The 21,124-nt window shown below is 40.1% G+C and carries 24 protein-coding genes; 3 read left to right on the top strand and 21 right to left on the bottom strand.

What is annotated here, in order from left to right:
• From AAG747_RS20990 to AAG747_RS21035, 10 genes are all read right to left on the bottom strand, one after another.
• On the bottom strand, positions 1-261 hold a 261-nt coding region (locus AAG747_RS20990; protein ID WP_346823192.1), incomplete at its 3' end, for an RHS repeat-associated core domain-containing protein.
• 30 nt (positions 262-291) lie between these two features.
• On the bottom strand, positions 292-501 hold the full coding sequence (locus AAG747_RS20995; RefSeq protein ID WP_346823193.1) for a hypothetical protein: 210 nt from the start codon (positions 499-501) through the stop codon (positions 292-294).
• Between the two features lie 65 nt (positions 502-566).
• Positions 567-869 carry a hypothetical protein gene (locus AAG747_RS21000; protein ID WP_346823194.1) on the bottom strand — a complete coding sequence of 101 codons (303 nt, stop codon included), beginning with the start codon at positions 867-869 and terminating at the stop codon, positions 567-569.
• A gap of 127 nt (positions 870-996) precedes the next feature.
• Positions 997-1,974, bottom strand: coding sequence for an RHS repeat domain-containing protein (locus AAG747_RS21005; RefSeq protein ID WP_346823195.1), 978 nt, complete (start codon positions 1,972-1,974; stop codon positions 997-999).
• 30 nt (positions 1,975-2,004) lie between these two features.
• Positions 2,005-2,148, bottom strand: coding sequence for a hypothetical protein (locus tag AAG747_RS21010; RefSeq protein WP_346823196.1), 144 nt, complete (start codon positions 2,146-2,148; stop codon positions 2,005-2,007).
• 265 nt (positions 2,149-2,413) lie between these two features.
• Entirely contained in the window at positions 2,414-2,869 is a 456-nt protein-coding gene (locus AAG747_RS21015; RefSeq protein ID WP_346823197.1) for a hypothetical protein, read from the bottom strand.
• Between the two features lie 19 nt (positions 2,870-2,888).
• Positions 2,889-3,293 (bottom strand): hypothetical protein, encoded by a 405-nt coding sequence (locus AAG747_RS21020; RefSeq protein ID WP_346823198.1) that lies wholly within the window; start codon positions 3,291-3,293, stop codon positions 2,889-2,891.
• A gap of 40 nt (positions 3,294-3,333) precedes the next feature.
• Positions 3,334-3,975: an RHS repeat domain-containing protein gene (locus AAG747_RS21025; RefSeq protein ID WP_346823345.1), complete on the bottom strand. Its 642-nt coding sequence runs from the start codon at positions 3,973-3,975 to the stop codon at positions 3,334-3,336.
• 35 nt (positions 3,976-4,010) lie between these two features.
• Positions 4,011-4,265, bottom strand: a complete 255-nt coding sequence (locus AAG747_RS21030; RefSeq protein ID WP_346823199.1) for a hypothetical protein — start codon at positions 4,263-4,265, stop codon at positions 4,011-4,013.
• A gap of 185 nt (positions 4,266-4,450) precedes the next feature.
• On the bottom strand, positions 4,451-4,624 hold the full coding sequence (locus AAG747_RS21035) for a hypothetical protein (RefSeq protein WP_346823200.1): 174 nt from the start codon (positions 4,622-4,624) through the stop codon (positions 4,451-4,453).
• A 209-nt stretch (positions 4,625-4,833) separates the two neighbouring features.
• On the opposite strand from AAG747_RS21035, the gene AAG747_RS21040 reads away from it, so the two are divergent.
• Complete coding sequence (locus AAG747_RS21040) at positions 4,834-5,253, top strand: IS1 family transposase (protein WP_346823201.1); 420 nt, start codon at positions 4,834-4,836, stop codon at positions 5,251-5,253.
• The gene (locus AAG747_RS29240; RefSeq protein ID WP_430300668.1) at positions 5,153-5,407 is read left to right on the top strand and encodes a hypothetical protein; all 255 of its coding nucleotides are present in this window, start codon (positions 5,153-5,155) and stop codon (positions 5,405-5,407) included. Before AAG747_RS21040 ends, AAG747_RS29240 begins: the two co-directional genes overlap by 101 nt.
• 30 nt (positions 5,408-5,437) lie before the next feature.
• On the opposite strand, the gene AAG747_RS21045 is transcribed toward AAG747_RS29240, so the two are convergent.
• The 3 genes from AAG747_RS21045 to AAG747_RS21055 all read right to left on the bottom strand — a co-directional run bounded on the left by AAG747_RS21045 (position 5,438) and on the right by AAG747_RS21055 (position 6,874).
• Positions 5,438-5,974 carry a hypothetical protein gene (locus tag AAG747_RS21045; protein WP_346823202.1) on the bottom strand — a complete coding sequence of 179 codons (537 nt, stop codon included), beginning with the start codon at positions 5,972-5,974 and terminating at the stop codon, positions 5,438-5,440.
• Positions 5,975-6,100: 126 nt separating this feature from the next.
• Positions 6,101-6,481 (bottom strand): hypothetical protein, encoded by a 381-nt coding sequence (locus AAG747_RS21050; RefSeq protein ID WP_346823203.1) that lies wholly within the window; start codon positions 6,479-6,481, stop codon positions 6,101-6,103.
• 63 nt (positions 6,482-6,544) lie between these two features.
• Positions 6,545-6,874, bottom strand: a complete 330-nt coding sequence (locus AAG747_RS21055; RefSeq protein ID WP_346823204.1) for an RHS repeat-associated core domain-containing protein — start codon at positions 6,872-6,874, stop codon at positions 6,545-6,547.
• Positions 6,875-7,161: 287 nt separating this feature from the next.
• Between AAG747_RS21055 and AAG747_RS21060 the strand changes: the two genes are divergently transcribed.
• A complete protein-coding gene (locus AAG747_RS21060; protein WP_346823205.1) occupies positions 7,162-7,989 on the top strand; it encodes a hypothetical protein in 828 nt (275 codons plus the stop codon).
• A 581-nt stretch (positions 7,990-8,570) separates the two neighbouring features.
• Here the strand turns inward: AAG747_RS21060 and AAG747_RS21065 are convergent.
• The 8 genes from AAG747_RS21065 to AAG747_RS21100 all read right to left on the bottom strand — a co-directional run bounded on the left by AAG747_RS21065 (position 8,571) and on the right by AAG747_RS21100 (position 20,849).
• Positions 8,571-9,182 (bottom strand): hypothetical protein, encoded by a 612-nt coding sequence (locus AAG747_RS21065; RefSeq protein ID WP_346823206.1) that lies wholly within the window; start codon positions 9,180-9,182, stop codon positions 8,571-8,573.
• A 114-nt stretch (positions 9,183-9,296) separates the two neighbouring features.
• Complete coding sequence (locus AAG747_RS21070; protein ID WP_346823207.1) at positions 9,297-9,437, bottom strand: hypothetical protein; 141 nt, start codon at positions 9,435-9,437, stop codon at positions 9,297-9,299.
• A gap of 243 nt (positions 9,438-9,680) precedes the next feature.
• Complete coding sequence (locus AAG747_RS21075; protein ID WP_346823208.1) at positions 9,681-10,655, bottom strand: zinc-dependent alcohol dehydrogenase family protein; 975 nt, start codon at positions 10,653-10,655, stop codon at positions 9,681-9,683.
• A gap of 55 nt (positions 10,656-10,710) precedes the next feature.
• Complete coding sequence (locus tag AAG747_RS21080) at positions 10,711-11,016, bottom strand: ArsR/SmtB family transcription factor (protein WP_346823209.1); 306 nt, start codon at positions 11,014-11,016, stop codon at positions 10,711-10,713.
• 1,132 nt (positions 11,017-12,148) lie between these two features.
• Positions 12,149-12,640 (bottom strand): hypothetical protein, encoded by a 492-nt coding sequence (locus AAG747_RS21085; RefSeq protein WP_346823210.1) that lies wholly within the window; start codon positions 12,638-12,640, stop codon positions 12,149-12,151.
• Between the two features lie 199 nt (positions 12,641-12,839).
• Positions 12,840-13,226, bottom strand: a complete 387-nt coding sequence (locus tag AAG747_RS21090; RefSeq protein ID WP_346823211.1) for a GtrA family protein — start codon at positions 13,224-13,226, stop codon at positions 12,840-12,842.
• A 52-nt stretch (positions 13,227-13,278) separates the two neighbouring features.
• Positions 13,279-14,415 carry an acyltransferase family protein gene (locus tag AAG747_RS21095; RefSeq protein WP_346823212.1) on the bottom strand — a complete coding sequence of 379 codons (1,137 nt, stop codon included), beginning with the start codon at positions 14,413-14,415 and terminating at the stop codon, positions 13,279-13,281.
• 101 nt (positions 14,416-14,516) lie between these two features.
• Complete coding sequence (locus AAG747_RS21100; RefSeq protein WP_346823213.1) at positions 14,517-20,849, bottom strand: fibronectin type III domain-containing protein; 6,333 nt, start codon at positions 20,847-20,849, stop codon at positions 14,517-14,519.
• Between the last annotated feature and the right edge of the window lie 275 nt (positions 20,850-21,124).

Here is a 21,124-nt window from a genome sequence, read left to right on the forward strand (position 1 = left end):
AGACTTAAACAGCGGATCCACCGACAAAAACTTCCCAATCTCTGGGTTGTACAGGCGGAAGCCGTAATCCTGGATCAGGTGCTGGTTGCCGAAGTCCTTGTCGTTTTCCTTCCCGTTAAAGCCGTAACGATAGCTCTCATCCGAGTAGTTCCGCCCGGCCATTTGCTTGCCGAAGGGCGGACGGCTAGTCTCGGACAGCTTGTCGAAGTAATCTGAAGCACTTAACACTTCGGAGGCCCGGCGGTTGTCCTTGTATTTCACCCGGTCGGTGATACTGGCTAAAACATTGGACTAGGCGTCTGCCCCAAGGTGGTTGCTTAACTCGTACTGACCCAGCTCTCCGGCCTGGGGTTGGCTCTCTTCTGCTTGTCCTTCCGGTTGGATAGAGCGTCTAAATAGCCCTACCCGGCTGCGGCCGTACACGGGTTGCTCGATTTGGGTTATGCCTTTCAGATACTTTAAAGTAGTCGACCAGATGCTTAAGAATCTAAAAAACGTCATGATTAGCGTCATCTAAAGCATATACACAACACTTTAAGACAAAATAGGATGAGTGACAAGTGTTTTTATATTTTACATTCCAAAAACTCATCTAATAAATCAAGTAATAAAACTGATGCTTTTTGTTCATTTTTTTCTGCCAGTTCCTGAAATATAAAACTTGACCAATGAATACTAAAATGACTATTAAACTTTCCTCTCAACCAATTTTGAAATTCGTCAGATAGTTGTATTTCTGAACTGTTTTCTATTCCTAGTTGGTAACCCATCAAAAAAGATGTCAACCCTTTATAGGTATTATCAAAAAGGTATATTCCTCTTCTATTTCTAAGATTTAGAATAAGTACTTTAAATTTAAGATATATCATTTTACTACATTTTTGAAGTCTAAATATTCTCCATAGTCGAATAACTTCTGATATTCACTAACTTTCATACTTGTTGGACCTGTAATTCGATCATAAATCATATCACCTTTTCTGACAGCATAATGTTCTACAAATTCGCTTGAAATAAGTTCACCTTTTTTGTATAAACGGGCCCAATACCTGGGGCTCCATACTTATCTTTTATTTTAATTATATCTCCACCCAATACCTTTTGTATTTTATCTGCACACATCTTGCAATTACCTCCACCAACAGTTAGATCAGCTACAGATGCTGTTGTCTTCTTCCATGGCCACTTACCAAATGAAGGAGAATTTCCATCCTCAGGGTCAACAATGGATAAAGCAAGTCTTTTTTGAAGTTTTTCGGGTACTCCTTTTCTCACTGCGTATTCCAGCATTTCATTCCCTGTCCTTGTTAAACCCCACTGGACGCCTTTTCGAACGGCCTTGCCAAGCCCGAACGATGCGGCCAATTCTATGGCTTCGTATTCAATATTAACAGGTACTATACTCCCGTTTGGATACCACTGCCCATCGTATTCATGATAACCCCGTTTCTTCATATAAATTTTATAAGCAGGGCTATTCCTCCATCGCTCATATGCTATCCTATAGGCCTCTTGTTGTTCAAGTTCAGGAGCTACTTTTAATGCATACTCTATGTTCTCTGTATGTTGAGTATAGGGAACATGGTCACTTCCATGTGTATAGCCAAAATCTACACTGAATTTGCCTATGGTAGATTTCCTTTCAGCTCCCTCCAGGTCTATTCCATCAATTACGCGATTTTCAGCAAAGGCATAAGTACTATTCCATGGATAATCCGGGGCCAACGGATCCACCGACAAAAACTTCCCAATCTCCGGGTTGTACAAGCGGAAACCGTAATCCTGGATCAGGTGCTGGTTGCCGAAGTCCTTGTCGTTTTCCTTCCCGTTAAACCCGTAACGGTAGCTCTCATCCGAGTAGTTCCGACCGGCCATTTGTTTGCCGAAGGGCGGACGGCCAGTCGCGGACAGCTTGTCGAAATAGTCGGAAGCGCTTAACACTTCGGAGGCCCGGCTGTTGTCCTTGTATTTCACCCGGTCGGTGATCGTGGCTAAAACATTTGACTAGGCGTCTGCCCCAAGGTGGTTGCTTAGCTCGTACTGGCGGTGGCCCAAGGCCAGTTCTCCGGCTTGGGGTTGGCTACCGGCTGTCCGAGGCCTCAGTGAGTTACAGAAGCTGGTCGAAAAGGAAACCATACTCTCCATCATGAACGCATACATTCAGGACAGCAAGATCAAACAGGCTTACACCTCCTAACAATAACCCCATCCTTAAAAACCCAAAACCCAACCGTCCGTTAGTTTTGGGCGATGGGATTTCTTATGCCGAACGGCTTTGGCCTACGCTTCTTCTGCGTGACGCTGATCCCATGATGTAAGTATATGTTTCACGCGTGGCAAACGAGCGTTAGTGAGGTTTGCAAATGCCCCCACACGGCTAGCCCGTAATCCAATTGTGCCAAGCGAGTGGGATTTATAGCTTGTCTTCAAACCATTTAAAACTATCTGAGGGATGAACACTTTCCTTATGTAACAACCAACTTACATCGTTAATTAAATCAAAGATTTTTTTCGTTGGAACCGGTTTATTAAAGACTTTTTTCATTTCACTTAAGTTATTTAAAATCTCGTTTTGTATTGATTCCCCATAACTCTCTATTCTCCTCTTCATTAAACCCAAAACTTCTAGGTAACTTTTTCTAATTGATTTTTCATCAATAAATTCTTCTAGGTACAAATCCATAAAAGAAATATTATTCCCAGATAATTCCTCTAAATAACTATTAATAGTTGGCTTTAACACTCCTCGGCTAGGGCAATCATTTGAAGAAACAATGAAAAAGTAAATAAAAACATGAAGAATAGAATCTGTTACACATACTGTTCTTTCGTATCCGCCTTTTTTTGTTGAAATATAAGAGTGTGCCATATTTTTTTAATTATATGAGTTATTTAATTATATAAGTCTTTTTTGCAACCTCTTCACCCATGTTATTAACTGCATTTTGAACAGTTTCTTTTTGCTTTTGTGTCATCTTCCTTATATCAATTAGATAATAGTCAATTGACTTATCTCTAAAATGCTTTTTGAAGGCACCTTCCATCCATTTATTAAAGCTTTTTTCATCAAGAGCCCTTCCTCCTGTTCCAAAATGAGATACCCTTTTATTTCCAAAAATATATGCATCCACACCCTTTTCTAGGGATTCAGAGACTTTCCCTCCTATCGATTGTTCAAAAATAGCTAGCCCATCAGCTTCAAATTTGTCAAGATTACCTCCATCAGGATCAACAAGCTTTTCTATTTCTTTCCTTCTAGAATTTATCTTTAAACCTTTAATTATTTTGGACAATGCAGATGCAGTAGGGGCTTTTGCAAGAAAACCTGTTGTATTACCTGGTTTTAATACGGCTGTAACTTGCTAGTACATCGGAAAGCAGTTGTACACTCCCTTGAAAAGCAGTTTGTTTCGTTTTTAGCTTAAACTCCCTGTTTTCCTTCACAACCGTAAAGGTTTCATTTACGACATTATATGGTATATCCGATATATCATACCCTTCTCGCTCTGCTACTATACTGATTAATTGATAGCGTAATTCTTGGTTAAAAAGAATGGGTATTATTACGATATTGCTTAGACCATCTACTGCACCATTCCACATTTGATCTGCCATTATCCCATATTTACGCATGAACATTTCATCGGAATAATAATACTCCTCCGCTCCATCCAAATCAATCGTTTGTATTGGCGTATTCCCCGCAAACTGATAAGGTGTATACCATGGATAATCCGGGGCCAACGGATCCACCGACAAAAACTTCCCAACCTCCGGGTTGTACAAGCGGAAGCCGTAATCCTGGATCAGGTGCTGGTTGCCGAAGTCTTTGTCGTTTTCCTTCCCGTTAAAGCCGTAACGGTAGCTCTCATCCGAGTAGTTCCGACCGGCCATTTGTTTGCCAAAGGGCGGACGGCTAGTTGGAAATAGTCCGAGGCACTTAACACTTCGGAGGCCCGGCGGTTGTCCTTGTATTTCACCCGGTCGGTGATAGTCGCCAAGACATTTGACTAGGCGTCTGCCCCAAGGTGGTTGCTCAGTTCGTACTGCCGATGGCCCAAAGCCAGCTCTCCGGCCTGGGGTTGGCTCTCTTCTGCTTGTCCTTCCGGTTGGATAGAGCGTCTGAACAGCCCTACCCGGCTGCTGCCGTACACAGGTTGCTCGCTTACCTGCTGGTCTTTATAAATCGCCAGCACATTGCCCGATATTTCATCCGAAGCACCCCGTACATAGTGGGTCATCTTGGTGATTGTGCCTACTTTCACTCCCTTGTATACCCGGTTGCCCGAGCTGTATTCTTACGGGTTGAGCCAACTGCCAGCCAGGAACAACTGTGAACTAGGAACGGACCGAGCCAAACGTAAATATCGGATTTCAAATCCTACGATAGAACTTCGGAATTTGTAATTCCGAACAACGGGATAAGTGACACAGTTTCCATCAAAACTCATTAAACTTCATCTGAGTACCTGAAAAAATTCACCTTATACTCAAAATCTCTGACCTCACCATTAACTAAAACATTTAAAACCTTAACTGTTACTTCTTTTTTTGGCACAACAACCTCTTTCAAATTTTCAACTTCCCATACTAAAGTAGGGTCATAGATTTCCTCAAATGGCAATATTTTTATTTTAAATTTTTGACCGGAATTCGGTAGTACACTCGACAGTAGTGCACTCGAAATAAGGATGGTATTATTAAAAATTTGGCAATGGAGAAGAATTTTGTAGTATGGTGATTGAACAAAATCTAACTACATGAAAACTTGCCCGCATTCTGAAAGTCAGTCTCCACTGGGTGAAGCAGAAGGCCCGGTGCTGTTGGCAAAAAGTGAAAGATCTGCTGCCGGCAGTAAGCCTTTATTGTCTGGAAGCAGATGAGATGTGGAGCTTTGTAGGGGCGAAAGATTGTCCGGAATGGCTGTGGTTGGCTGTAGATAGGCGGACAGGCTTGGTGGTGGATTTCCATTTGGGCAGTCGGGATGAGGCTGGGGCATGGGGCTTATGGCTGAGTCTTCCGGAAGCGTTACGCGAAAAGGCCTTGGTGTTCACCGATGGTTTGGCGGCTTATGAAGCCATCTTTGCCCCAGGTCAACATCAAGTCCGAAGGAAAAAAACAAACCACCAAGATCGAACGCCTGAACAATACCCTGCGGCAACGCTGCGCAAGGTTAGTGCGGAAAAACCTGGCTTTTTCCAAAACTTGGGAAAACCATTGGCTGGCTATCTGGTATTTCCTCTACCACTATAATCTTGACAAATTGGCAAAAAATCCATTCTTATCTTTAGTAAATTACCCAAATTTTGGCATTTATATAATTTATAACCTACCAGAAAAGGAAAGAGACAGTCTGTTAATGACCATTGATAATTTCATCAAGGCCGCTAAAATCAACTTGATGTAAAAAAAGACACCACGAATGATAGCTATATTTTTAATTATCAATAGAACTGACCCCTATTTTTTTTAATTCTACTAATTCGAATGGGGCTGGATAAAGTTTATCATCGACTTCTTTTCTGCCTCCATCTTCATCAACAATACATCCACATATATCACAGCAAAAAAATAATTCTTTCTGCCCTTTATAGGTCATTGCTCGAAGATTATCATCTCCGCAACAAGGACACTCCTTATCGGATTTAAAAACTAAAAGTTCCCAAAGAACATCACGAACTTTAACAATAGGCCTTTCAAATGATAGTTCTGTCGATTTTAGTATATCATACTCAATCAGTTCTTGCAAAGAGTACCAAGGTTTTATATTTAAGATGCCATCCAGGTCACTGACTTCTTCAAAATATGCCAAATATTCATGATATAAATTTTGAACCTTAGAATCTTTAATCTTTTTTATTCCTCGAATCCAATCGAATAAAATGATTAACAAAGATTCTCTATTTAATTCATCTCTTTGCTGTTCTATTTTTAATTGTAATTCATTCCATTTTTCTAAAACAATATGACTCATGGCGCAGCTACTGGGTACGTTGTTATTAAATTTCCTTTGGAATCTGTAAGCACTTTCAACCATGATGTGGTTCCGCCCCCTTGTTTTAAGCTGGCATTACCTATGGTTTTACCTACATTTACAGTCCTAACGAACTGCCCCCCCTTCAACTGCTGATAACGGAGAATTTATCACAGACTCACTTTGTAGTATTCCCCTTAACTCTGTTTGAGAAATACTAAATACAGATCTATTATTACCTAAGGCTCTATTAAAATGACCATTGACAACATGGTTCCATCCTTCCGATACAGGTTGTCCTGTTGAAGGTCTTAAAGGTGTAAATCTAGTTTGGCCATTTGCAAGATTAATCCTTGTTGCATCACCTGTCACCGACTTAGCGGCAACACTTACATTCTCATAACTGGAATTTGCAATACCAACTTTTAGCCTAAACCCAGAAAAAATCTCATCTCTTGGAACCTCAACCTTTAAGGTTTTTAATGCCTTAACACCCTTTACCCCCAAGTAAACAATTGTTTGCCGGCCATATAACCATCAGCAATATCTACCCCCAACCTCATTGCATTTTCATGTGCAGGGAATGCACTTGGATGATAAATAATATTGGTCTTCCAGTCCGTCCAAATCAACTGCTGCAATCGGCGTATACCAAGGATAAGAACTAGTCAACGGATCCACGGACAAAAACTTCCCAATCTCCGGGTTGTACAAGCGGAAACCGTAATCCTGGATCAGGTGCTGATTGCCGAAGTCTTTGTCGTTTTCCTTCCCGTTAAAGCCACAACGGTAGGCTTCATCCGAATACTTCCGGTCAGTCACTTGTTTGCCGCGAGGGAAGTAGATCACTACATTGCTCAAAGTATCGAAGCGGCATTCAGTACAGTTTTCTCCTTTCATCACTTTGGACACCACCGGCCAGCAATTCAACGCCCGCCTACACAATCAGTAAAGGTGTGGTCATATAAGAGATGAAAGTTCACTTTATTGGATTTTTTATAGAAATAACTAAGTTTAGGGGAAAACTAAAAAACTACTTATGAGTGGCACAGGAAGTATTTGGAATAGTATAGACTTCTTTAATAATCCGTTCTTTTGATTTTAGAAGAGAAACTATACGACATAATAAAAACAGCTAAAACTCCATATAGCCAACGATAAAAAATAGTGAATAAGAGTGCCGAATTATGAAAAATAAAGAATTACACCCTTTACTTCAAGTATTTCTAACATTGCTATTTGTGGCATTGTTAATGATGTTTTTTGTGTCCTTTGGGATAGAATATTTACCGAGTAATGATTTTGACAAGATTCGCAAAAAATATGGAATAGAACTTCATTTAGCCATGGTTATCAGCTCTTTAAGTGCTATGTTTTTTATTTATTTTAATTTAAGATTTAGAGTAAATAAAAGTAGGGCCAGATTATACGAAACCGAACCCATTTTTCATTGGAATTATGAAACGCGATACTGGCAGAGTTTCAAAACCAAAGAATTTCAGAAAAAAGGGCTTTTATATTTTCTAAAAATCTTATTAATATGGGTACCTATCGGGTCTTTTTTGTTTTTTCTTTACAAAGAAGTAGAACCTATGGTTTCCATTGTTCTATTATTACTAATTCTGATTTTAACAATACCTATGATTCCCTTTACGCTGGGTAAGTTCATTCATCAACTAAAAAATCAATTATTTCAAAACAAATATGAAGTAAAAATTTACAAGAATGGACTAACTATAAATGAGGCGTATTACCCGTATAATCATTACCTAAATAGTAATAACAATCTTCGTTTAGTGGATATTGAAAAACTTAATTTATACAACACCAGTTGTTTGAAGTTTGTTGTAAAAAAGGCATTTTACTCCCCAGCGAGCCCTGATGGAGGTGGTTTTGGTTCGGTAATAAAAAGAACGGCTCATATTTTTATACCAATTCCAAAAAATCAGGATATAGACTTAAGTAAAATAAAAAACCATGTAAACCTGAAAAACCAGACACAACGTTGCCTGTAACTTATAGTAAATGCTATTATGCTTTCAAGCATTTTCGATCTTAGCCTAGTTTATCCTTACAAGCTTTAAAACCACTACCGGCTACCTGTGCGACCGTTAGCCGTAATTTGAGAAACCCAATAATTTATTAAATATTCCGCTTTTCATATTTAATGAAATAGAAGTGAATTAACCTTTTTCTTTTTCCTGAAAAATGTTTCAAAAACGCCTCCTCTGTGTTACTTTTTTCAACAATAGCTTTGGCTATTCTCTTCAAAAAGTGCCTTGATGAGCCGATTTTGATTCCATCTTCGGTCAAAAACTATAAGTTTAAACCACTTCATAAACTACACATAGCCCGGAACGTTGCCAGCAATTAATAATATTTTCAATATGCGATTTGAGTTTACAGAACCAGGGTAATTTTGGGTGAATGCCATGGGTTTTCTACATTCACATTCCGTTAGCTTATTTCTTACAGCTACTTTTATTTTAGCATTTTCTTTTTAGTTCAATAGTTCGAGTTGCCAACCAAGTTCTGTTTTCAGAGATTTATGTTGAGCTTCACTCAAAAACGTCTTATCCTGTTGTGTATTCAGCGGTTATTGTATAGATGCCATGCCGTTTATTTGAGTTAATGGTTGGCCAAGGTCGTACCAATCATCATAGTATGATGGTTTGAAATTATATTCATCTTCACCACAAACAAATTGTACTTCAATTGGGCCTTCAGATGATTTCCACTTTTCAATGATGTTAGTTGGAGAAAAGATACCCTTTGTGAATACTTCCATTTCTTCAAGGAAGACTGTATAAGAGTTATTCTCTTTCATCACATCGCCTTCTAAATCGAAATGCATCATTTTTGAGTTGTCCAGGGAGGCAATACTTACTGTCTCTTCAACAAAACGTTTGTTTAAGATTTTTCTAGACTCTTGAGAAGGAGCATATTCTTGATTCTCAAAAAAGCCATTTTCCTTTAAAATTTTAAATATCCGGGATTCGTTAAAGTCGAATTGGGAATTCCGCTCTTGTTGAAGTTGAGGGATATCTAAAAGTGATTCATCTTCAAATTTATGCTCTACGTAAAACAACCAATCATCAGTGTCCAATGATCCTCCTGATTCAAAATATTCTTTCAACTTATCATAAAGGGTCTTGCTGATTAATTCATTCTTCCGGTGAATATCAAGCTCTTCAATTTGCTCTTCCATGTTGTTGGTTCTTTCCACGGGTTCGAACAAGAAGTTAGAACTAGGCAGATGATTACTATAAAACTATATTTCGACATCAATAAATCAGTAATGCTAACAACCGAATAAACACCATTACTGACGTTTATCCGCACTATATTCTACCTCTAATCTAGTATTTTTCTTAATTTTTTCAAGAATACTTGTTGCAGAATATTTCCACTTTCTTGCCAACAGTAGATCATTGGCGGCAGCCGCTGCTGCGACTGCCGCCACTTTTAGGAGTGTAGCCGTAATATTTACAGGCTGGTGTTAGGCATGCACTCAATAAGTTTCCGGGCTAGCTTAACGGTAGTCAGCCACCGGCTTATTTGTAAAAGTCTTGGGCCTCATCCCAAATTTCACCTTTCCATTACGTTAAGCCTTTCCGATGTATTGGGAAGGGACGTTTCATTTCCAAACCAAAACCAGGGATTGAGTCCGTTTTAAACGATGGATTCAACCGTGTTAAGGAGCTTTTTATATTTCTTTTTCAATCTCTATTCCGACTTTGCCATAGAAATCTTCATTCCCAGCTTTGGTTTCCAATAAACTATGAGCTTTACCGATCTCTGACAATGAAAAGACCTTGTTTAAAATCGGTTTTAGCTTTTTGCTTTCTACCAATTGGGTCAGTTCATCCAATTTTTTTCTATTCTGTCGATTAAAGACAAAATGGTAGGTGGCATTTTTCCCCCAGGCCTCAATAAGGTTCTGAGGTTTCTCAATATCAACCAATGTAACTACCTGCCCCATCTGACTGAGTATTTTCCCGCTATCAGCAAGGGTAGTGCCTCCTATGGTGTCAATTATTACATCCACTCCTTTATTGCCTGTCATTTGCCGAATAGCATTGATGTAATTTTCATTTTCGTAGTCAATCACATAATCGGCACCTAATTCCATAAGAAAGTCATGATGCACTTTTCTTGCTGTAGTAAACACAATTCCTCCCATAGCCTTGGCAATTTGAATGGTTGGTATGCCTACACCTCCGGCACCCCCGTGAATCAAAATAGTCTGGTTGATTTTGAGTTGTGCCCTGGTAACTAGCATCTCCCAAGCGGTGCCTGCTGCTAAGGGAAGCGTTGCGGCTTCCAGATGGCTAAGACTTTTTGGCTTCAGGCCAATGATAGACTCGTGGGCACAGTGATATTGCGCATAACTTCCTTGCCCCTTAAAAATCTCAGGGGTGTAGTACACTTCATCACCGACTTTGAAGTTTTCTACTCCCGGGCCAAGTTCTACGATCTCACCAGAGACATCATGGCCCGTGATGACAGGCAAGTCCAATTCATTTTTATAATCCCCCCGGCGCACTTGGTAGTCCAAAGGATTCACAGAAGTGGCAAAGACCTTGACTAAAACTTCCCTGAACTTAGGTTGCGGCATTGGTATGTCTACCATTTCGAAATTTTCAACAGAGCCGAACTCTTTTAACATTACTGCTTTCATGATTAATATATTTAGTAAATTAGGTAAATACCTAAATGATAAATTAAAAAAATATCTACAGTTTCTCTTTTATATATATTGCTAACTCTTGGATAGATTTTTCATTTCTTTTATAATATGTCCATTGTCCCTTTCTTGTGGCAATCAAAATATTCGCGGCCGACATAGTTTTTAAATAATCAGAAACGGTAGGCACGGACATGCCGGCCTTTTCGGCAATATCGGATACACATACACCTAATGCTGGCGTGTCTTCGCTCAGTTCCTCTTCAGGAAAATGTGCAAAGGGGTCTTTTAACCATTTAAGAATATTTAAACGTGTTTCGTTTGATAAAGACTTAATGATTGCCAACAATTCCATAGCTGCGAATTTAGGGAATTCCCTAAATACCTACAAGCTTTCATTGAAAATTCTGTAAAGTCCATTCCACTGCATTCCGTCTCTCTACACTTCGGGAAAAGAGCTTCACTACAATGTATTAGACATTTTAATAGGAGACAAAGGGTATTTATCCTCTTCCCTGTACTGGATATGTCCCATATGGTTAAGATACGACAGGAAGCACCCATGAGGACTAACCAAAATTAGTATGCTAAGCAGGGCTGGATGGGGCGTTTGAACACCCACTGCCATACTCCGGTTGTTCAATTTGAGTTATGCCCCCTCAGTAACCTTAGTTATTAAGATTTCCCTAAAAACTTAAGCCCAAATGGAGCTTTGAGATTAAATGTACTTCTTACTTCTTTGCTGTTTAAGAGCAATATAATGGTAGCGGAAATAGCTAATTCAATTATATAGGTCACCCAATTGGTAATATAAACCTCTTGTAGTTTATAAAGCAAACCATGATAAAGGTAGTATAACAAATTTCCTACATATAAAACATTCATTAGATACCACCCCCATTTTTTTGATAAAAGTACCCCTATTATACCAGTAGAAAAAAACAGTATAAAAGTAAGTATTAAATATATTGACAGCATTACTTCTGAAAAGAAATCTACAGGTAAGTAATATTCACCTATTAACTCCGGAAAGGATAAATAATCAACATATATAGTAGTAAAAATCCCGAAAAAGTAATTCGCAAAAAGAATCCAACAAACTACTTTCAATAGTAATGGATAGTATTTACTTATATTCATATAGCTTTTATAAATGATCGAACAAGTAGTCTTTAAAATTGTATGACTGTATTTTTCTTAGCTAACTCAATCAAATGTTTTTTTAACCTTTCAATAGTCAACCCCGTTCGAACGCCTATTAAGTATACCTCATAGTCGGTAAATATTAACTCTTTATATTTTTTACTTATACATAATTTTATTGATTTATCTGTTTTTGTCAAAGTTGATTAATTTAATTACTATCACTTTGTTTTTCCTTCTTTTTTATTGGGGTGATAGGAACTAACCCAGATTGATAATGGCTATGGCGTAAGCTATAAATAAATTCACCAAACTCTTCAATCATTTGTTTATCTACATCTATTTTACCTAAGCCCCTTAATCCAAGGCCTGAGTATTCGATACAATAATATCAATGCTGTTATAATAATAAATGGAACAAACATTCTCCATCTATTAGCATTACATTTATTATAATCTTCTAATTTTAATAAGAAATTGTGATTTGTGGACAAGGCAAAAACATCAACGGTTCTTCGATGAACATCACTATGTTTTATGCTAATATTTATCTGTTTTCCCGGATTCAATTTTAAAACTTCCGCGGCCTTGCATGCATCAAATGAACAGTCTATAAGATCATAATTCTTATCATCTTCTTGAACCCTAACCCTAATAAACTGGCTCGGCATATCACCACCGGTTTCTCCAAGAAATGGCTTTTCCCGGAGAGTTCTTATTATTGTTTTTAACTCATTTTTTTCAAGAGGAATTTTTATATAATATCCGTATAAACAACTTACCGAGGCAAATAGTAGTAACCCTATGACAGTGCTATTTTCATTAATTATTTTCATTTTAGGTCTTAATTCTCCGAAGTTGCTTTAGTTTTATCCAAATGCTCTTCTTTAATATCTTTTACCACCTTGCGTATAGCTTTTTTCAATAAATCAGTACCCACCTTCTCATTCCAGGCTTCTGAATTTTGTCGTTTATCCTCTTTTCAGGAGTATAAAATATATCTTCCAATCCTTATTATTTAATAAGGAAAAGCGCTTACCGGAAGACAAACTTACGGTCGAGGAAAAACTTGATGGTATAGCCGATACCTAAACCTATGACCCCACCCAGGTATTTGGCCCAGTCGTAGTGTAAAAAATAATCAAATGCGAGCTCTATTCCCCAAAAAACTAAGGTGGTTAATCCTCCCATCAAAGTGTAAAAGGTAAAGGTACTGGCTTCTTGTTGCAGATTGTCTACCGTATGCTCGGTGAAGATGAATTTCTTATCTAAGATATATTTGATGACCAACCCTGACCCGGTTCCTATCATCATGGCCAAATATATTTGAAAAGGCCCATGATACAATTCAAAACAGGCTTTTTGCGACAATAGGTTGACCACTGTGGCAATGATGGCAAATAATAAATATCGGATCAGCATGAAGCGTATTGGTTATTTATGAACATGAAACAACATTGAAAAGTCCTCCCTCCTATCCTTCCAGAACTTTTTCCGGTTTCTTCTTTTTGGCAAATGTATAATCTTTTAACTGAAGTAGCCTTTTTTCAAATGCATGGTAACTCATCAGGGATACCAACAGTACTATCAAAAAATAGGCGAGAAAAGACAGAAACATATTGGGCATGTAGGCATGCAGCAGTTTTTTGTGAAAGACAAAAATCACCCAATGGTACAAATACATTCCGTAGGAAATTTTGCCAATCATTACTAAAAAGCTATTTTCCAATACTTTCGCTACTTTCCCACCCCAGCCAGAGGGATTGATTAAGAGTAAAATGAACATCATGGAAAAGAAGTTCAAGAGAGTATACGACCAAACATGCTGATAGTTGGCCGTTCCGCCGATTGGAAAACCCAAGGAGGAAATGCCTAATTGTACACCGTCTTGTTTTAGAAAATAATAATTACTCAGCCCTGCCAAAAGTACCAGACCCAAAGCCCATAGAAAACCTTTCCCGGGTTTTTGAATCTTTTTGTGAAGGCCCCACACCGGAATTAAGGCCCCGAATGCAAAGGCATCCAGATGGCTTAATGTAAAGCGATAGACGATCTCTCCTATCACTTCTTCCGGGTAAATGCCCTGCGCTTCTATCCAATGACAGAAGAAATACCGGGCTAAGGGAGATACAATCATGATGCCTGGTAACACCCATTTTAACTGTTTTTGACTTAGAAAGAAAATGACAAAAGGCCATACCATATAGAATTGCTCTTCCACCGCCAAAGACCAGAAATGGGTAAAAAAGGCATCAAAGTCATAGCCAATAAAAAGAGGTGCGAGATTAAAGGTATAGGTGAATAAATAGGGGGCTTTTTGCGGAAAGGTATCCGGTTGCCGAATCAATAGAAAAAGAAGGGCGACTCCCAACAAATACAAGTAATACAAAGGAAAAATCCGTACGGACCTCCGCCAATAAAACCTTTTGACATAAGGTCCAAATGTATAGGACTTGCTTTTCATCAGAATAGACGTGATCAAAAAGCCGGAAAGGACGAAGAATAATTGTACGCCTATCCAGCCTACTTCCAGGACAAAAAAGAAATGAAAAAAGATCACCAAAAGGATGGCTACTGCCCTAAGTCCGTCTAAGCTTCTGATATAGTGCATGTTGGTATTGGATTATTTGTCTATGTAGTCGTTTCTCCTTCCATGAAATAAAGGAGTCACCGGATGATTTTTCGATTGCCATCCGGTGACTGTATTTTAAATTACCTTTTTAATAATTTAATCACTTTATCAATTGAGTTTCCATCGGAAATTTTCAAGAGGTACAGACCTTTTCTTAAGGACTTTCCTGAAAAATCCAAGGTCACTTCCTTCTCGCCCGTTTGTAAAGTCACCCTGCTCCTGTATACAATACTTCCACTGGCATCCATCATCAGGATATAGACCTCCTTAGTTGCTTCTTCTACATCTACCGTCAGGTTGAGATAGGTATCAAATGGATTTGGCCCCGCCTTAATTTCCCGGTTGCCCAATACTTTTTCCACTTCATCCCCTATTTTTACTTTTGAGGCATAATTAGATGACAAAGAAGACGGACTGGCAAATGCCATACGGGCATTAGGGATACTTGTCACTTCCGAACCATCCTGATGATACGGATAAGCTTCCACAATCATCGCATTGAAAATCGACCAGTTTTGCGGACTGGTAATGGTGATGATCACTTCGTTGTTCTCATTCGGTTTTACACCTCTGATAGCTTCCGTACCCGTAGTATTGTTGGTGGCATCTGCAACGACAGTCTTATTCCCTATAGCAAAATCCGTAGTGACCGTGAAATTCATTTCAATGGAATTGAAAAATACAAAATTATAACGCATGGACTGATCCAAGCCCCGAACCACAATTTTAGCCACTTCATCGGTTTCCATAAAGAAAAAACTCTTTAATACCTTGTCGGGGTACACTCCGGAATTGTTGCCGGTACTCATTCCCCAGTCATTTGCTCCTGTCAACGCCTGTTCGAATTCCAGCTCCAAGCCTGTAGCATAGTCATCTTGATCTACCAAGCCGTTAAAGGCATCGCCATTTCCGGGCAAAATCCCCAAATTGTTCCAAGGGGCCGGGGCATTGTATTGGTTATCATCGTTCATATTGATCATCACGGAGTTCAACAGGGTCGTCCCTACGCTTACTTCTGACATGGAGGTTTCCGTGCCATAAACGGTTTCTACTTTATAGAAATAATGCGTACCCATACTCAAACCCGTATCCGTATAGCTTGTTTGGCTACCTACATAGTCCAAATGATACGGCCCGTCAGCTTCGGTAGCTTTGTACAAATAGTAACTTGTGGCTTGGGGCACTTCTACCCAATCAACTTGCATGGTAGAGCGGGATGTACCATACGCGGTTACTTTGGTGGCAGCCGGACCCGGGGAGGCATTGGGATTGTCAAACGCTTCAATCACCATTCCGTTTACATAACCGGCCTGTGCACCGGAGCCTTTACTCACCGTTACAAGTACTTTTCCATTCACATCCGGCTCTATATCACTGAGCAGTGCATATGCTTGGGTATTTCCATCTACCTGTACGGTTGCGGATTTCTCACCAATGGTATATTTTGTTTCTCCGTTATCCGAAATACCATTGCCGCGGAACACACTACTTGCCACAAATTTGAAAGCATACAATTTATCGATTTCTAAGCCGCTTATTTCAAATTGAACGGATTGTGGGGTATTGTTTAAGCCAAACCAATAGTATTCTTTCAATACATTGTCCGGCACCATCCCGGAATTATCTCCTGTGGTTGCCCCCTGGTTATAATCCCCTCCCCAGGCAGTGAGGAATTTCACATTGACATTGGTGGTATTACCGGTTTCGTCTGTCAGGTTAGCAAACAAATCATTTTGTTGAGGGGCTTTTGCCGTATTGTTCCAACCGGTACCTGCCAGTGCATTTTTAGTAAAGTTCAGATTTACTGCATACAGTTTTTCCTTTTTCACTTCAATATCAAACCACTCCGAGCGGGAACCATAGTCATCTGTTGCGGTCAACTCCAAACCATAGTACCAACCAATATCTTCTGATCCGGGCATCAAAGTAATTTCCCCCGTACCATTGTTAAAATCCGTAAACCGGGCAAAAGAAGGCAAGCTATATACATTTAAAGAAACATCTCCTTGAGGTACGGAACTGATGCTTACCGGTACGGTCAACGAGGAATTGGCTTCTACGACAATATTTTCCAAAGGGGTAATGACCGGAGGATTTGCCGGAATACCCACTGAAGCAACTTCCGAAAAGGCAGAAAGCCCGTTGGCATTAAATGCCCTTACTTTATAGAAATACGTGTTATTTCCATTGACATTTTTATCGGCAAAAGAAGTGGCATTGGCTGAAGCTGTTCCTATTTGCGTATATGGCCCGTTTTCCGTTTGAGAGCGGAAAATTTCGAAACCCGTCTCATTAAACGGCACATCTTTCCATTGCATTTCCACCTGATTGTTTGCATACTCCACGGCAAATGCTGCAGGAGCGGCCGGGCTACTCCCATCGTCAAAGGCAGACTCAATCACTAAGGCATTCAAATATCCTACAGCCGTGCCATCCTCGGCTTTTGACAAGGTAATCTGCACTTGCCCGTTAGCATCCGGACTAATGTTATGAATCGTGACCGTATTTTGCCGGTTATTTTGTGTATAGAGAGCTACCTTTGCCCCATTTATCGTATATTCCGTGGTACCATTATCTGCTACTCCTGTCCATTTACTGCTCGCAAAGAAGGTAAAGGAATAAGTTCTTTGTACATCCAAGCCACTCACATTCAAACTGGGCCTTTCCGGAGCACCAAAAATACCGAAATAATAATAATCTTTGATGACTGCATCAGAATATACTCCCGAATTATTGCCTGTTACATCCCCTTCCAAATGAGCCTTCCAAACTGTAGGTTGTAAATCCAATGTAATGCCTGTGGTTTCTCCTTGATCATTTAAAAGGCTTGAAGAGCTTACGGAATTTAGGTTATTCCAGGGGGAAGGCGCAGTAGTCGTATGGGAAAAATTGACCATGACTTTCACATTCGGGTCTTTTTCGGTAACAATCACCGTAAAAGATTTTACATCCACTCCTCCCCGGCTATCCGTTACTTTAACTGTCAGTGGATATGTGCCGGCATGTACATAGCCAGGCTGAATACCCAATACGGCATTTTGATGATCGATTTTGGTCAATGAGATAAATCCGGGTAAATTACCGACTTCCCATTTCAAGGTATCTTGCACATCCGTTTCGGTAGCAGCCAGTTGCAATTGTAGTATGTCTCCTTCCGCAAGAGCAACATCCGGTACCGGCTCCAATACCGGTACATTGTTATCATTCACTGTCAGGGAGATTTCTTCCGAATCAAACCCTTCGTTTTCATCCTCCACTTGGATCGTGAAAGTATAAACACCTTCATCCGAGGCTTGTGGCTGAAGCTCCAAAAGGGCCGTTCCTTCGCCCGTAGCTTGTAAACTGGCAAAACCGGGCAGATTTTGTGCCGAAAAGGTTAAAAGCTCCCCGTCTTGGTCGCTAGCCGAAAGCGCAATTTGTTGAACCGTTCCGTATTTCACCGTGCGGTTTCCTATTTCAGCCAATACCGGAAGGTTATTAAGCGTCTTCACCGAATCCTCATTGGAAGTAGTGTTCCCTCCTACCCCAATGGCTACTATTTTATAGAAATAAGTAACATTGGCAAAAAGCTCCTCGTCTTGGTACGCAGTGGCATTTGCCGCTGTAGTTGTTATCTTCTGATAATTCAGGTTATCATTGGTAGAACGGAAAATTTCAAACCCGCTTTCGTTCGTGCTTTTATCCTCCCAGTTTAACCGGATCGTAGTAGATGACAAGGCCGTTCCAATCAGATTTTCCGGAGCCAACGGTGCCGGAGGTAATTCCTCCGTAGTAGCACTGATGGCTACCGTCATACCGGACTCCCCATTGCTTCCAATGGCTTGAGCTTTATAATAATAGGTTGTTTCGGGAGCTAAGTCTCTATCTTGATACTGCGTTTCATTGGCTTCTACAGTAGCTATAGCCAAATATGGCCCTTCCGGGTTCGTAGCGCGAAAAAGCTGAAAGCCACTTTCGTCATGACTCTTGTCCTGCCAACTTAGGTTGATTTGTTGATAAGATATCACTTCAGTTGCCAGGTCAGAGGGCAAGGCCGGAGGGTCAGGCAAAGTAAACCCATCCCCCAAGACTTCATCCGGAATTACCTGTTTATAAATACCCGGACCTTTCCATTTCACGGTGAGTTCATCATCGCCACTTTTCTCAAAGAAAGTGACTTTAATCGCATAAAAACCTTTTGACAAATTGACTTTGCCATATTTTTCACTGGCAGCATGCAAGCCATCATTGTTTACGATCTGGGCGCCATCGATATATAATTTACTGCCATCGTCCGAAGAAGTATAGAATGTATATTCTCCGGCCGTTTCAATACGGATAACACCTTCAAACCGAAAGGCATATTCGTTGTTTCGGTTTTTAGGAGATAAATCAAAATTGTCGATTTTCCCCGTTTTTACCGGGGTCAAATTGTCAAAATTCGGAAGTTTAGACCAAGTTCCTTCATAATACGAATAGAACAGTCCTGACAAGCCTGCCAGGGCTGTTACCTGATTACTGGCAGGAGAGATGTTTTCCGTAAAGTCCCTGGCTTTTACTACAAAATTGTATGTTTCCCCTTTTTTCAGGTTGTAAACGACTACGGATGTATTTTCAGTCACTACGGCTTTCAATCCGTTTTTATAGATATCGTATTTATAAATCCCTACATCATCCGAAGAAGGCTCCCAAGCTAAGGTCACACTGTTATCCGTGGTTCTTACCACTCTTAAATTTCCGGGAGTGGTCGGCACCTGAGTATCAGCAATAGTACTGGCAGTGGCTTCTTCCGAATTTGCAGAAGCTCCCTCCTCGTTCACAGCCCGTATGATATAATAATAATTTTTACCGGATTCCAACTGTGTATCCATAAACGAATAAACATCCGCCTGAGTCAATGCCACAAAGGTATAGGCTTCACCGGAACGTTCGCTACGATAAATTTCAAAACCCGTTTCGTTATAGGTTGCATTCGGATTGTCACTCCAATTCAGTTCAATTTCCGTTTTCGAAACAGGTACGGCATTGAAGCCAATGGCAGGATCAGGCGCTCCGGTTCCGTGGGCATCAATCACTTTAAACGCTGGAGCATAATTACTCGAGCATCCGAACTTTTCCTTTACAGAGGCAATGTACTCACCCGGTTCGGATACTTGTAACAAACGGCCGGTGCCTATCACTGTGTTGGAGCCTGCTTTCTTCCATGTATAGGCCTCGTAACTTTCCAAATTGTCAGGGCCTTCCGGCAACTCCAATTGGGTATGATTCCGTCCGTCAGGGGAAGGAATCACCCGGCTGTATTGAGCGGATAACTGAATAGGTGGCGTCAGAGTTGCTTCTTTCCATTTCACTTCCACAGGAGCCGGTGACCAATAAGACCAAGCTCCCTTATGCATGACCCGTACATCATACATCCCGACTTCGGCCACTTGATAGGTATTGGCAGTTGCTCCGGGTATCACTATTCCGTTTTTTCGCCATTGATATGCTTCAAAGCCCGCATTTACGCCTAAAGTCAGCGTGATATTTTCACCGGGACAAAATTCTTTTTGTTCATACAGTGGCCAAGGGTTGACGCTATTGGCCCGGTTCATAAAAGGAAAAAAGTCAGCTTCGTTATAATGTTTATTCCATACCGAATGGCCTATATCTTCATACAAAGTATACTTGATATTGCCTCCGTAGTTTTGAATCAATTCGTATAAAGATGCACTGGCAGAGGGAGTGGGATTGGTGTCTTTTCCCCCTTGAGAATTCCAAATGGGTGTGAACTTTATCTTATGAATGGTTGCGGCCGAACGATCCCCGGTCGTAGCACTCATAGGCAAGGCACTGGCCACTAATTTTGAATTAGCTATCAAAAAGCGCCATACGGCCTTTCCCCCGTTGGACAAACCGTGAATATTCACCCGGAAAGGGTCCACTTTTGCCTGTTCTGTTAAAAGCCCTATTAGCTCTTTTACTTCTTGTAACTCACTGTCCGACCAACCGCCAAAAGACTGTGGATAAAGCACAAACCCGTTGAAAGTACCATCCTCTACGGCATTCCTATGTTTGCTCCATCCATGGGTAAGTTGTTTTTCATTATCGTATAAATCCCCCGCTTCTCCCAAACCGTGAAACATGACAATGATGGGATATTGTTTTCCATCGTTGGCTTGCATGTCTATCCCTTTGGGAAATTTCAAACGGAAGCGCAGATTTTTATAAATATAAGCCTTGTAGACATCCGTATTCTTTGTAATCCGGGTCGTTCTTACCCATTTGCCTATCTGTCCGTATGCAGGCCTTACTGGTGGGTTATCCGGATCGTATTCAATCACCGGATCGTTAGGGTTCAAAACGGTACTTTGAATAGTAGCTGTTTTGTCAGTTCCTTGATAATCAAGTTCCGGTTTAGTAAAGGAATCTACATTGTTTGCATTAACTTGCATGCAAAACATACATACATAGAGCAAACTAGTGAAAAGATGTATAAATGTTCTCATTATCTTTGGGATTCAATAATCAGGGGAAAATACAATTTTTTATCCCACTGGTTTTTAAACAGTTAGTTTATTAGCCCCCAAAAGTATACTATTCCAAAGATTCCCGGGTTCTTACCTATCCATATGTAACAATTATTAACAAAGAGTTATATTTTCTTTTTTTTGGTACTTACAAAATTTTCTTTTGTAAAATCACTTTTTTATTGAACCTTTATAGGAAA

Origin of the sequence: Rapidithrix thailandica, from assembly GCF_039710355.1 — a bacterium.
Taxonomy (GTDB): domain Bacteria; phylum Bacteroidota; class Bacteroidia; order Cytophagales; family Flammeovirgaceae; genus Rapidithrix; species Rapidithrix thailandica.